Raw genomic sequence first — 12,503 nt, forward strand, 5'->3', positions numbered from 1 at the left:
CGCGCGGGGACACCCCCTCACGGGTGCCGTCACCGCCCCGTCTGGTCGAAGAGGGCGCTCAGGCGCGGCAGGCGGGTGGCGGTCTGCGCCGTGTCGTCGAAGTCGAAGTCCCAGGACGGGTCCAGCGCCGGGTAGCTGATCGTGAAGCACTCCGCCGGGAGCTCTCGGCCCGTGGCCGACTCGTACGCCGTCCAGGCGATCGAGAGGGCCTCCTCGTCCCAGAGCTCCAGACCCTCCGCCGCCGCCTCGCGGACCGCGGGGTGGTCCGCGAGGGAGTCGGGGTCGGCCAGCGCCAGGGAGAAGGCCTCCTCGCCCTGGGTCAGGAGCCAGCCGCGGAAGTAGTCGAAGCCGTCGTCCGAGCAGCCGCCGTTGATCACGTACGCCGCGGCCCAGAGCGGGCTGCGGTAGGACTCCGCCAGCAGGTCCCACAGCACCTGCTGGGCGGCGGCTATCTCGGGTCCGGGGCGGCGCGCCAGCAACTCCGAGGCACGCGCCGCCACCTGGTCGGGCCCGGACTCCGTACGGGCCGTGTCGATCAGCTTCCAGAACGTTTGCTTGTCCATGGGGAAAGCGTGGCATTCCCCTCTGACATCGGACGCGTCGTCAGACCGTGAGGAAGGAGTGGAGGGATTGCGTCAGAGCGGTGATGAACGCCTCCTGCGTCTCCGGAGACACGAGGTCCAGGGAAAGGTACGGGTTCAGGTCCTCCAGCTCGACGAGCAGGAGCTCGCCGGAGGGGGCGCGGCAGGCGTCCACCCGCTGGATGCCGTGCGACAGCGTGTTCCACGCGATGAAGGAGCGGGCGAAGTCCAGGTCGGCCGCCGTGGCCTCGTACGGCTCCAGCTCCCAGCGGCGGTCCGGGTCCGGGGCGTACAGGGCGTACTGGAAGGCGTCGTCGACGAAGTAGAAGGAGACCTCGTACGCGAAGTCGATGCGCGGCTGGATCAGGTTCACCCCCGCCGGGCCCTCCGGGTGCGGGGTGAAGGTCAGGCCTATGGAGTCCGCGCCCTGCTTGGGCTTCACCGCGTACGAGGGCACCGCGGGCAGCAGCCCGAGCTCGGCGGGGTCGTCGATCGTGGGGATGACGGGGTGGCCGGCGGCCGTGAGGTCGAGGAGGTACTGCTTGCCCGCCATGTCGCCGCGGCCCGTGAGCGGGTTGTAGACGCGGGTGCCGGCGGCGAGGGCGGCCGCGCGGAAGGCGTCGTACGCCTCCTGGTAGTGCAGGACCGGCCCGCTGTTGCGGACGATCACCGCGTCGAAGTCCGCCATCATCCCCGCCGCGTCCAGCGGATGGCACAGGGCGAGCGGGAAGTGCTCGCGCAGCCGGGAGGTGAGGAGGATGTCCTCGTCGCAGTAGCGGCGGCCGCGTGCCGGGTACGCCAGGTCGGTCACATAGAGCAGAGGCATGGCGGCAACCTATCGCGGGCATCGATCCCGGCATGAAATACCTGGTTCGGGACAAAATGCTGGCCGTCGGGGACGACTACTGGATCGAGGACGAGGACGGGAGGCACGCCTTCCTCGTCGACGGCAAGGCGCTGCGCATCCGGGACACCCTGGAGCTGAAGGACCCGGACGGGCACATCCTGATCACGCTGCGGGAGAAGCTGTTCAGCCTGCGCGACGCGATGACGCTGGAGCGCGACGAGCGCCGGCTCGCCGTGATCCGCCGCAAGCGGCTCTCCCTGCTGCGGGGCCACTACCTCGTGACGCTGGTCGAGGGCACCGAACTGGACGTGAGCGGGCGGCTCCTGGAGCGGGAGTTCAAGATCGAGTACGAGGGGGAGCTCCTCGCGCTGGTCTCGCGCCAGTGGTACCGGATCCGCGAGACGTACGCCGTGGACGTGATCCGGGAGGACGCGGACGCGGCGCTGCTGATCGCGGTCGCCGTGTGCGTCATCCGGCTGGCCGAGAAGGAGCGGGAGGACGGGGCCGGTCCCGGTGGTGATGGCGGGCCGTGAGCTGCCCCTGGACGTAGGCGTCGGTGTCCGGCGCGTACGGGCCGCCGTGGTCCAGCAGGTGGTCGGTGATGCGCTGCCACTCGGCGGCCCCGGCGCGGACGACGTCGTCCGCGGACTCCAGGTCGCCGGCCGCGGCGAGGACGGCCTCAAGGGCGGCATGCGCCTTGTGGTGGGTCATGCCGGTGGCCCGTTCCCGGACGCGCCGGCGGGCATCGATCTCCGCGGCGGTGGGCTCGTGCGGCTCCAGGGCAGCCTCCAGCACGTCCTCTGCGTCACCCGTCACGGCGCACCCGCCTCCTCGTCGTCACCTCGTCGCGGAACCGGTGCCGGCTCCGCCTGCTCTCCCTGTGCCCGCAAAGCCCGGCGTCAACCGGGGCCGTCCGGGGCGCCGGGACGCCGGGACGCCGGTCAGCGCAGGCGGCGGTCCTTCAAGGCCGGGAACTGCTCGCGGGTCTCGGCCACCTTCGCCGGGTCCAGGTCGACGGTGAGGACGTCCTCGCCGGGGCCCGCCTCGGCCAGGACCTCGCCCCAGGGGTCCACGACCAGGCTGTGCCCGGCCTGCTCGACGCCCGCGTGCGTACCGGCCAGCCCGCAGGCGAGCACGTACGACTGGTCCTCGACGGCCCGCGCCCTGTTCAGCAGGGTCCAGTGGGCCCGGCGCCGGGCCGGCCAGCCCGCGGCCACCACCATCGTGGTGGCCCCGGCGTCCACCAGACCGCGGAACAGCTCGGGGAAGCGCAGGTCGTAGCAGGTGGCGATGCCGAGGACCTGCTCGGGCAGGGTGACGGTGGTCAGGGAGTCCCCGGCCGACATCAGGACGGCCTCGCCCTGGTCGAAACCGAAGCGGTGGATCTTGCGGTACGTGGCGGCCAGCTCGCCGGCCGGGGACAGGACGAGGGCCGTGTTGTAGAGGGAGCCGTCGCCCGCCCGCTCCACGACCGAGCCCGCGTGCAGCCAGACCCCGGCGTCGCTCGCCGCCTTCGACATCGCCTCGTACGTCGGACCGTCCAGCGGCTCGGCCTCGGTCTCGAACTGCTCGTAGGCGAAGGCGCCCACCGTCCACAGTTCGGGCAGCACGACCAGGTCCGAGCCGGCCTGCTCCCGAACGATATCGGCCACTCGGGCCCTGCGTGCGGCGACCGACTCCCCGTCGGACACAGCGATTTGGATCAGCGAGGCGCGCACAGTACCACCGTCCTGGCATTCAAGCCGTCAACTCGGGCCTACGATCGTCACACGAAAGCACTGCCGGGGTGCTCACCGGCAGCGTAGTTTTGGAAGCAGTCCACACGCTTCCAGAAAACGCGCCACTGAACAGCACGCGAGGGGTCCCGTTGACCGTCCAGCCGCATCCCAGCCTCCAGCCCTATGCCGACGCGTGGACCCACTCCATCGAGGCGATATCCGAGCTGGTCCTCCCCCTGGCGGAGGGCGAGTGGAACCGGGCGACCCCGTGCCCCGGCTGGTCCGTCCGTGATGTGGTGTCACACATCATCGGCATCGAATGCGAGCAGCTGGGGGACCCTCGGCCGATCCACACCGTCGCGAGGGACCTGCGGCACGTGGTCGACGAGTTCAGCCGGTACATGGAGGTCCAGGTCGACGTCCGGCGCCACCACACCGCACCGGAGATGACCTCGGAGCTGGAGTACACGATCATCCGGCGCTCGCGTCAGCTGCGGAACGAGAAGCGGGATCCGGCCACCATGGTGCGGGGGCCGCTGGGCGACCAGGTGACCCTGGAGCACGCTCTGCGGCTGCGGGCGTTCGACGTGTGGATCCACGAGCAGGACCTGCGGGCGGCGCTGGGCGTGCCGGGGAACTGGGATTCGCCGGGGGCGTACGTGGCGCGGGACATCCTGCTGGCCGGGCTGCCGAAGGTGGTCGCCAAGCTGGCCGGGGCGCCGGCGAACTCCGCGGTCGTGATCGACGTGCACGGGCCGGTGGAGTTCATGCGGACGGTACGCGTGGACGCGCAGGGACGCGGGACGGTGGACGGGACGCCCTCGCTGGGCCCGGCCGTGACGCTGACGACGGACTGGGAGACGTACGTACGCCTCGCGGCGGGGCGGGTCCGCGCGGGCGCGGGCTCCGTCGCGGACCGGGTGAAGGTCGAGGGCGACGCCGAGCTGGCGGACGCGATCCTGGCCCACTTCGCCGTGACGCCCTGACCCCGTGAACCATTGACCCCGTGACCATTGCCCCCTTGCCTCCCCTGACACCCGGGCGCCGTGACGTCGTGACCCCGTAGCCGCCGGGCGGTCGGGGCGCCCTCGGTGAGAACCACTCCCGCGATTGTCGCGTCCCTGTCATGGGACGGCCAACGCGGATCGGGAGAAGGGGGTTTCGGGGATGTGGTCCAGGATGTCGGCTGCCGGGGTGCCCGCGTCGGAGCGGCTCGACTGGTTCACCGACGTGATCGCGCAGGAGCTCGTACCCACGGCGATCCGCAGTGAACGCGTCCGGGACTTCTGGGCCGAGGCGTCCGTCCTGGACCTCGGCGGCGTGCAGGTGTCCTCGTTCGAGTTCAGCTCGCTGCGCTCCCTGCGCACCGCCGCCCACGTGCGGCGCAGCGATCCCGAGCAGTACCAGCTGGGGCTCGTGACCACCGGAGCCATGTCGCTCGCCCAGAACCGGAACGAATCGGGTCTGTTCACCGGTGACATGGTGCTCTGGGACACCTCGCTGCCGATGGAGTCGGACGCCGTTCCGGAGGCGGACGGGGGCCGGGTGCGGGCGATCGTCCTGTCCTTCCCCCGCGAGGCGATGCCGCTGCGCGGCGCCCGGGTCGAACGGCTGCTGGCCCACCGGATCGCGGGCGGCCACGGCATGGGGGCGATCCTCGCCCAGTACATGCGGTCGCTGGCGGCGCACGCGGCCGACTGCGGGCCGGCGGAGCTGAACCGGCTGGGTACGGTCGCCCACGACCTGGTCGGCGCCTGCCTGGCCGGGCACCTCGGCGCGCAGGACGCGCTCTCGCCCGAGGCCCGCACCCGCGCCCTGCTGGAGCGGATCGAGGTCTTCGTCAACCACAACCTCGGCGATCCGGAGCTGACCCCGTCCGCCGTCGCCGCCCGGCACGGGATCTCGCTGCGCCATCTCCAGCAGCTGTTCCGCGACCGGGGCGAAGCGGTGGCGGCCGGGATCCGGCGGCGCCGGCTGGAGCGGTGCCGGGCCGATCTCGCGGACCCGGGGCTCCTGAACAGCGCGGTCCACACCGTGGCGGGGCGGTGGGGGTTCACCAACGCCTCGGTGTTCAGCCGGTCGTTCCGGGAGGCGTACGGGACGAGCCCCACCGAGTTCCGCCGCCACGCGGTCCGGGAGGCCCTTGCGCGCAAGATCAACGAGCCCTGCGCGTCCGGCACATCCGGGGGCCTCTCGCCGCCGTAGGGTCTGCATTCGTCGGCCGCGCCGTGCGAGTGGCGGCGGCTGCGCCGGGGTGGTGGCTCCGGCGGGACTGGACGGGGGTCTGTCCCGCCGGGCCCCTGCCCGGGAAGCCGGACGCGGGTGCCGCGCCGTCGTACGAGCCCACCCGGCCGCTCCGGGTGCGCCGGGTGCGCCCGGGTGCGCCCGGGTGCGCCGCTACGCGGGCGTCGGACGCGGGGAGTCGGCCGGGTCCGCCGGCGCGGCGGAGGGTACGGAGGCGGACGCGGGCCGGGCCGGGGCCGCGGCCCGGGTGCGTTCGCGGGCCAGGGCCCGGGGGCGCAGGCGCAGGATCTGGGTCAGGCCCAGGAGTTCCACCACGAAGACCGACGAGAAGGCGATCCGGTAGTTGTCGCCGGTGGCGTCCAGGAGGAGGCCCACCGCCAGCAGGGTCGTCATCGAGGCCAGGAAGCCGCCCATGTTCGTCAGCCCCGACGCGGTGCCCTGGCGGTCGGGCGGGTTCGCGGGGCGGGCGAAGTCGAAGCCGATCATCGAGGCCGGGCCGCAGGTGCCCAGGACGGCGCACAAGGTGACGAGGAGCCACATCGGGGCCTGCGGGCCGGGGTAGGCCAGCGTCGCGGCCCACAGCAGCGCCGTGAGCGCCACCGTGCCCAGGGCCAGCGGGATCCTCGCCGACTGGCGGCGGCCTATCAGCTGGCCGTAGACGAGGCCGAAGCCCATGTTCGAGGCCACCACCAGGGTCAGCAGCCCCGCCGCGGTGGTCCGCTCCAGCCCCTGGTCCTCGACCAGGAACGGCATGCCCCACAGCAGCAGGAACACCATCGCCGGGAACTGCGTCGTGAAGTGCACCCACAGGCCCAGGCGGGTACCGGGTTCCTGCCAGGAGTCCCGGATCTGGCGGCGTACGAAGCCACCGCCGCCCGCGCGCGCCGGTGGTTCGTGGCCCTCGGGGTGGTCCTTCAGGAAGAGGACCAGCGGGATCAGCACGACCACGCCCGCAGCCGCACTGCCCGCGAAGGCCTGCACCCAGCCGACCCCGTGCAGGACGGGGGCCAGCACCAGCGTGGAGACCAGGTTGCCGGCCATGCCGACCAGCCCCGCCAGCTGCGCCATCAGCGGGCCGCGCCGGGCCGGGAACCACCGGGTGCCCAGCCGCAGCACGGAGATGAAGGTCATCGCGTCGCCGCAGCCCAGCAGGGCGCGGGCCGCGAGGGCCATCCCGTACGAGGGCGAGAGCGCGAAGCCGATCTGGCCGGCCGTGAACAGGACAGCGCCCAGCGTCAGCACCTTCTTGGTGCCCAGCCGGTCCACCATCAGCCCCACCGGCACCTGCATGCCCGCGTACACCAGGAGTTGGAGGATGGAGAAGGTCGAGAGCGCGGAGGCGTTCACGTGGAAGCGGTCCGCCGCCTCCAGTCCGGCCACGCCCAGGCTCGTACGGAAGATCACCGCGACGAAGTAGACGGCCACGCCGATGGACCAGACGGCCACCGCCTTCCGGCCGCCCGGAGGATCCCGGAAGACGCCGTTCCCCGTCACCGTCCCGCTCACCGTGACCTGCCCGCTCACCGGTCCGTGCCCGCTCACCGGCCCGCTCCCCGCACCAGCGCCTCGACCCGGCCCACGTGGCCCCGTACGGTCGCGGCCGCCGCCTGCGCGTCCCCGGCCCGCAGGGCCTCCAGGATCTCCGCGTGCTCGGCCAGCGACCGCTCCACCCGCTCGGGGTGTGCGTGGAACAGGGCCACGCCCATCCGCAGCTGCCGGTCGCGGAGCTGGTCGTAGAGGCGGCAGAGGATCGCGTTGCCGGCACTGCGCACGATCTCGGCGTGGAAGCCCCGGTCGGCGGCCATCATCGCCGCGAGGTCGCCCTCGGCGGCGTACCGGCGCTGCTCCTCCAGCAGTTCGGCGAGCCGCTCCAGCAGGCCCGGCGGCGCCGGCACCGCCCTGCGCACGGTGAACTCCTCGACCAGCAGCCGGGTTTCTATGACATCGGCGATCTCCTGCGCGGAGACCGGCAGCACCAGCGCGCCCTTCTTCGGGTACAGCTTCAGCAGTCCCTCGGTCTCCAGACGCAGCAGCGCCTCGCGGACCGGCGTACGGGACACCCCCACGGCGTCGGCGAGTTCACCCTCGGTCAGGAGGGTTCCGCCCTCGTAGCGGCGGTCGACCAGCACGGCCTGCTTGACGTGCCGGTACACGCGCTCGGCGGCGGGGACGGCGGCTGGGGCGGGGGACGCGGTTGACGGCATGCGCACAGGATAGATACATGCCGGGTACATCTGTCATCCTGTCCGAGATGTGGACGTCAACTCGCACGGCTGCATCGAAGGGTGTACCGAAGCCTCGTCCGGCCGCAGGACGCAACGGGTCCCGCGCGCCGGGACGCTGAGGTCATGGCCCACACCACCCTCGCCGCCCCCGGAGTGACCGCGACCCGGCTGCCCCTCCTCGACGTCCTGCGCGGTGCCGCCATCCTCGGCACGCTCATGACCAACGTCTGGATCTTCGCCTCGCCCGGCTCCGAGTGGGGCGTGCTGAACGGCGGCCTGGACACGCCCGACCCACTCGCCGACCCCACCGCCGCGAACATCGCCGAGACGGTCTTCCGCTTCCTCGCCGACGGGAAGTTCCTCTCCCTGCTGACGATCCTGTTCGGGGTGGGCCTGGCCATCCAGTACGACTCCGCCGCGCGCCGCGGCGAGCCGTGGCCCGGGCGCTATCCGCGGCGGGCCGCGTTCCTCTTCCTGGAGGGGACCCTCCACTTCGTCCTGATCTTCGCCTGGGACGTGCTGATGGGGTACGCCGTCACCGCCCTGCTGGTGGCCCGGCTGCTGGCCCGCTCCGAGAAGGTGCGGACGGTCGCGCTGTGGACCGCGGGCGGACTGCACCTGGCCCTGATCGGCCTCGTGACGCTCGGGGACCTGGCCAAGGCGGACTCCGGGCCCAAGACCCCGGATCCCGCCGCGGCCCGGCTCTACGCCCACGGCGGCTACCTCGACCAGGTCTCCTTCCGGCTCGACCACGCCCTCGCCCTGCGCATCGAACCCGTCTTCACCTTCGGACTCCTCGTCTGCCTCTTCCTCCTCGGCGTCCGGCTGCACCGCGCGGGCGCCTTCGCGGCGAGCGCCGAGGGGCGCCGGATCCGGGTCCGGATGGCCGCGTGGGGACTCGGCGCCGGACTGCCGCTGGGCGCCGCCGCCGCGCTCGGCGGCCACGACTTCTTCGTCCTGGGGCGCTACGGCATCGCCCCGCTGATCGCCGTCGGGTACATCGGCCTGATCGGCTGCGCCCTGGACCGCTTCCGGATCCCCGGGGCCGGCGCCCTCGGCTGCGTCGGGCGCACCGCCCTGTCCTGCTACGTCGGCCAGAACCTGCTCTGCATGCTGCTCTGCTACGGCATCGGGCTGGGGCTCGCCGACCGGCTCGGCGGGAGCGGGCCCTGGTGGGTGATGGGCCTGTGGGCGGGGGTGAGCCTCGTCCTGGTCGCCGCCTCGCGGCTCTGGCTGCGGCGCTTCGAGCGGGGCCCGCTGGAGGCCGTGCAGCACCGGGTGCTCAGTCCCCGCGGGCCGCGCCGGCCGCGGCCGTGACCTCCACTTCCAGGACGAACTCGTCGTACGGGGCCTCCTGCGGGTAAGGCGGCCGGACCTGCGCGAAGCGGATCCGGGCCCGCCCGCCGGGGCACCGGCCCCGGACCACGTACGTCCGCTCCAGCGGGGCTCCGGGCAGGACCTGCGCGGGGGGCGGCGGCCCGCTCACGTCGCTGACGGAGACGGCGTCCGCGTCCCCCGTCACCTGCCAGGTCCACACGTAGCCCCGTGCCCCGCGCCCGGTGAGCCGCAGTTCGTACGACTCGCCGGCGCCGAGGGCGATGCTGCGTACCTCCACCCGCGCGACCTCCCGGCTCAGGCGGGGCCGATCACCGGCCCCTCGTGCCAGCCCGCCCCGTCACGCCAGTAGTGCTGCAGCTGCCGGTCCGTGCGCAGGACGATGACCTCCAGGTTGAACCCGAAACTCCCCTGGAGCATCCCGGTGACGGCGAGCGCGTCGTGGCCGAAGACGGCGCTGCGGTTCCAGGCGGAGCCGGCGGCGTTGCCGCGCCACCAGTGCTCGACGCGGCCGCCCGCGCCGACCGCGCAGAGCTCGTAGTTCCCGGCGGTGTCCTCGTCGGCCGCCCCGTACTGGGCCTCGATCAGGCAGGGCGCGGAGGTGATCGCACTGCCGAAGACCTCTCCCGGGCGCCAGGCGAAGCCGTTCGGGTCGTCGCGCCACCACAGCTGCATCCGGCCGTCCGTACGGGTGGCGACGAGGTCGAGGTGGCGGCTGCGGGTCTGGACCAGGGCGGGCCCGTAGTGGGCGATGCCGGAGGCGAAGCGGCCGCCGTCGTTCCAGGTCCAGGGGGCTCCGTTGATCCGCCACCAGTGGTTGAGCCTGCCGTCGGCGGTGCGGACGACCGCCTCGAAGTTGCCCGGCTTGCCGTAGTCGCTCTGGATGAACGCCGGGGTCGAGCCGATCGCGGCGTCGCCCGGCCCGAAGGCGCCGCCGTCGCGCCAGACGCCGGCGGACTGCTCGTAGTACCAGTGGCGCAGCCGGCCGCCGGTGGTCACGTGCAGGGACTCCATGTTCCGGTTGTAGGTGGTGCCGGTGAAGGCGGGCTGGCCCGAGGCGTCGTTCGCGTACGACGTGGCGCGGGCCCACGGGAAGGGGGCGTCGCCCTCGCGCCACCAGTGCTGGAGGCGGCCGCCGCCGCCCGCGGCGGTGGCGAGCATCTCGAAGTTGCGGTGGGCGCGGCCGTTGCCGCTCTCGTAGACGTTCCCCGCGTGCAGGCGGCGCTTGCTCCACGGGTCGATGTTGGTGCCGCGCAGACCGCACTTGGCCCAGTGGTCGATGCCGACCTCGCCGTAGGCGATCCGCCCGTGGCCGCCCACGTGGTAGCCCGTCCCCCAGGAGTTCTTGAACAGCCAGCAGCCCGCGGCGTCGTCGTAGCCGGTGATCAGTACGCAGTGGCCGCCCGCGAGGCGGTCGCTGGTGCGGTGGTAGACACCGGAGCCCAGGCCGAAGAAGTCGTCGTACACGTCGAAGCAGGCGGTGAGCGGGCCGACGGTGTCGAGCCAGACCTTCTGCTGTTCCACGTCGCCGAGGCGGACGTAGTCGGTGATCCGGACGGTGCGGCCGGACCGGTCCCAGCTGGGCGTGTACTCGGCGCGCCAGGCGTCGCGCCGGTCGGCCGGGACGGTGGGCGGGGGCGGGGAGTAGGGCCAGCAGTCGGGATCGGCGAGGCCGCCGTTGTCCTTGACCCAGTCGAGGGCGGTCTCGGGGTTGGAGCCTTGGCCGCAGGTGAACTTCAGACCGTCGTGGACGTCCCCCTCGGAGCGTTTCGCCCAGACGTCGTGCTCGATGCGGGCCATCGACTCGACGAGACCCGCGGCCCCGAAGGCCCAGCAGGAGCCGCACGGGTTCTGGTCCTTGACCTTGGTGATCCAGGGCCAGCCCCAGCGGGTGCGCCAGTCGACGGCGGCGGGGCGGGCTCCGGGTCCTGCCACCGGCGTGCCGGGCAGCAGGCCGTGGGCGGCCCGGCGGCGGGTGAGGTGCGGGTTGGCGCTCTCGTGGCCGATGAGCGCCCGCAGGTCGATGGCGCCGATCTCCTCGGCGGGCGTGAGGTTCGCCCCGGGTTCGAGGCCGAGGGAGGGCCGGGGTACGGGCTCCTCGTCGGCGAGGTGTTCGATGACGGACCAGCGCGCTCGCCGCGATACGAGCTGCGCGCGTAGCTCCCCCACCGTCTGGACAGACCGCTCCGGCATGACCGCCCCCCAGCGTCAAGCATTGTGTGCAGACCCGGGAGCGTCCATCGGGCGGCGGGGCGCGTCAAGGGTGTCCGCACGGTCGCGCGGTCGCACGGGGGTCGTACGGGACAGCCGTCCGCCCCCGGCGTCGGAGGGACGCCGGGGGCGGGGGCGGGGCCGGGTGGTGCCTATTCAGCCGGGGCGGGGGCGGCGGCCGGCGTGCCGGGCAGGCCGAGGCCGGTGAACAGGGCCATCACGGTGGTGCCGAGGTCGTTCACGACGTCGGTGGCCTTGGCCTTGGCATCGGTGGTGCAGCCGCAGGGGCCGGCGGCCTTGGCGACTTCGTCGACGGAGGCCTTGAGGTGGTCGACCGCGGCGGCGACCAGGTCCACGCGGGCACGGTCCGCGGCCTTGGGCTTCGCCGCGACGACCGGGGCGACGGCCGGCAGCGTGACGGGCTGCGCCTCGACGGCGGGCGGCTTGGCAGCGTCGACCGGAGGCTTCGCCGCTTCCACGGGCGGCTTGGCGGCCTCGACCGGAGGCTTGAGCACGTCGACCGGAGGCTTCGCCGCTTCCACGGGCGGCTTCGCAGCCTCCACCGGAGGCTTCGCCGCTTCCACGGGCGGCTTCGCAGCCTCGACCGGAGGCTTCGCCGCTTCCACGGGCGGCTTCGCAGCCTCGACCGGAGGCTTCGCCGCTTCCACGGGCGGCTTCGCAGCCTCAACCGGAGGCTTCGCCGCTTCCACGGGCGGCTTGGCAGCCTCGACCGGAGGCTTCGCAGCCTCCACCGGAGGCTTCGCAGCCTCCACGGGCGGCTTCGCCACCGCCCCCGGCGGCTCGTCCGCGGGCTGCTTCGGCAGGACCACCGGGGTGACCACCGGAACGCTCGCCGGAGGCTTGGCCACCGCCTCCGGTACGGCGGGAGCCGCCGGGGCCGCCGGGGCAGCCGCAGCGAAGGTCCTCTTCATGGAGGCCAGCGCCGCGTCGATCTTCTGCTTGTGCGCGGCCAGGTCGGCCTCCGGAAGCTTCCCGTCCGGCGACTTCAGCACCTCCCCGAGGAAGTTGGTCACGGGCGTGATCAGGCTGCCGGCCGCCCCGAGGGACGCCACCTGCGCGGTCAGCGCCTCGGCACCGGGGACGGCCTTCTTCGCCACCGGCGCCGACGCCTTCGTCGGGGTGTCGGCCGCACCGGCCAGAGCGGGGGACACGGACATCAGCGTCACGCACAGGGCGGCGGGGAGGGTGTAGCGGGTGATGCGGTGCAAGATCTCTCTCCTGTTTCAGAGTCGCGGGGCAGGGGGTGTGCCCCTGTCCACTCACCGCCACCCGGTCACATTCGGCAACCGGAGGGCGGCCCGCCCATCCCCGAAACCACCAC

At 73.2% G+C, this 12,503-nt stretch carries 13 protein-coding genes; 4 read left to right on the top strand and 9 right to left on the bottom strand.

Annotation, left to right across the window (positions count from 1 at the left end; genetic code table 11):
• Positions 1-29 precede the first annotated feature (29 nt).
• Together ACFY1T_RS09515 and ACFY1T_RS09520 are read right to left on the bottom strand one after the other, a co-directional pair.
• Positions 30-563: a DUF4240 domain-containing protein gene (locus tag ACFY1T_RS09515; protein ID WP_390787685.1), complete on the bottom strand. Its 534-nt coding sequence runs from the start codon at positions 561-563 to the stop codon at positions 30-32.
• Between the two features lie 40 nt (positions 564-603).
• Positions 604-1,407, bottom strand: coding sequence for a hypothetical protein (locus tag ACFY1T_RS09520; RefSeq protein WP_390787686.1), 804 nt, complete (start codon positions 1,405-1,407; stop codon positions 604-606).
• A gap of 32 nt (positions 1,408-1,439) precedes the next feature.
• Here ACFY1T_RS09520 and ACFY1T_RS09525 point away from each other — a divergent pair, with 32 nt between their 5' ends.
• Positions 1,440-1,961 carry an LURP-one-related/scramblase family protein gene (locus ACFY1T_RS09525; protein WP_390787687.1) on the top strand — a complete coding sequence of 174 codons (522 nt, stop codon included), beginning with the start codon at positions 1,440-1,442 and terminating at the stop codon, positions 1,959-1,961.
• Here the strand turns inward: ACFY1T_RS09525 and ACFY1T_RS09530 are convergent.
• The gene (locus tag ACFY1T_RS09530) at positions 1,897-2,244 is read right to left on the bottom strand and encodes a hypothetical protein (RefSeq protein WP_390787688.1); all 348 of its coding nucleotides are present in this window, start codon (positions 2,242-2,244) and stop codon (positions 1,897-1,899) included. The genes ACFY1T_RS09525 and ACFY1T_RS09530 overlap by 65 nt on opposite strands.
• A 125-nt stretch (positions 2,245-2,369) precedes the next feature.
• Positions 2,370-3,146 (bottom strand): carbon-nitrogen family hydrolase, encoded by a 777-nt coding sequence (locus tag ACFY1T_RS09535; protein ID WP_390787689.1) that lies wholly within the window; start codon positions 3,144-3,146, stop codon positions 2,370-2,372.
• Between the two features lie 149 nt (positions 3,147-3,295).
• On the opposite strand from ACFY1T_RS09535, the gene ACFY1T_RS09540 reads away from it, so the two are divergent.
• Together ACFY1T_RS09540 and ACFY1T_RS09545 are read left to right on the top strand one after the other, a co-directional pair.
• Positions 3,296-4,132 (top strand): maleylpyruvate isomerase family mycothiol-dependent enzyme, encoded by an 837-nt coding sequence (locus tag ACFY1T_RS09540; protein ID WP_390787690.1) that lies wholly within the window; start codon positions 3,296-3,298, stop codon positions 4,130-4,132.
• Positions 4,133-4,325: 193 nt separating this feature from the next.
• Positions 4,326-5,351: a helix-turn-helix domain-containing protein gene (locus tag ACFY1T_RS09545; RefSeq protein ID WP_390787691.1), complete on the top strand. Its 1,026-nt coding sequence runs from the start codon at positions 4,326-4,328 to the stop codon at positions 5,349-5,351.
• 192 nt (positions 5,352-5,543) lie between these two features.
• Here ACFY1T_RS09545 and ACFY1T_RS09550 read toward each other — a convergent pair whose 3' ends face one another.
• On the bottom strand, positions 5,544-6,896 hold the full coding sequence (locus ACFY1T_RS09550) for a nitrate/nitrite transporter (RefSeq protein ID WP_390787898.1): 1,353 nt from the start codon (positions 6,894-6,896) through the stop codon (positions 5,544-5,546).
• A 32-nt stretch (positions 6,897-6,928) separates the two neighbouring features.
• On the bottom strand, positions 6,929-7,594 hold the full coding sequence (locus ACFY1T_RS09555; RefSeq protein WP_390787692.1) for a GntR family transcriptional regulator: 666 nt from the start codon (positions 7,592-7,594) through the stop codon (positions 6,929-6,931).
• A 144-nt stretch (positions 7,595-7,738) separates the two neighbouring features.
• On the opposite strand from ACFY1T_RS09555, the gene ACFY1T_RS09560 reads away from it, so the two are divergent.
• Positions 7,739-8,932: a DUF418 domain-containing protein gene (locus ACFY1T_RS09560; protein WP_390787693.1), complete on the top strand. Its 1,194-nt coding sequence runs from the start codon at positions 7,739-7,741 to the stop codon at positions 8,930-8,932.
• On the opposite strand, the gene ACFY1T_RS09565 is transcribed toward ACFY1T_RS09560, so the two are convergent.
• The 3 genes from ACFY1T_RS09565 to ACFY1T_RS09575 all read right to left on the bottom strand — a co-directional run bounded on the left by ACFY1T_RS09565 (position 8,898) and on the right by ACFY1T_RS09575 (position 12,390).
• Positions 8,898-9,230, bottom strand: a complete 333-nt coding sequence (locus ACFY1T_RS09565) for a protease inhibitor I42 family protein (protein WP_390787694.1) — start codon at positions 9,228-9,230, stop codon at positions 8,898-8,900. The two genes, ACFY1T_RS09560 and ACFY1T_RS09565, sit on opposite strands and share 35 nt — an antisense overlap.
• A 17-nt stretch (positions 9,231-9,247) precedes the next feature.
• Positions 9,248-11,143: a C1 family peptidase gene (locus ACFY1T_RS09570; protein WP_390787695.1), complete on the bottom strand. Its 1,896-nt coding sequence runs from the start codon at positions 11,141-11,143 to the stop codon at positions 9,248-9,250.
• 170 nt (positions 11,144-11,313) lie between these two features.
• A complete protein-coding gene (locus ACFY1T_RS09575; protein ID WP_390787696.1) occupies positions 11,314-12,390 on the bottom strand; it encodes a hypothetical protein in 1,077 nt (358 codons plus the stop codon).
• Positions 12,391-12,503: the final 113 nt, after the last annotated feature.

Origin of the sequence: Streptomyces sp. NPDC001194 (assembly GCF_042896985.1) — a bacterium.
In the GTDB taxonomy this organism is placed as follows: domain Bacteria; phylum Actinomycetota; class Actinomycetes; order Streptomycetales; family Streptomycetaceae; genus Streptomyces.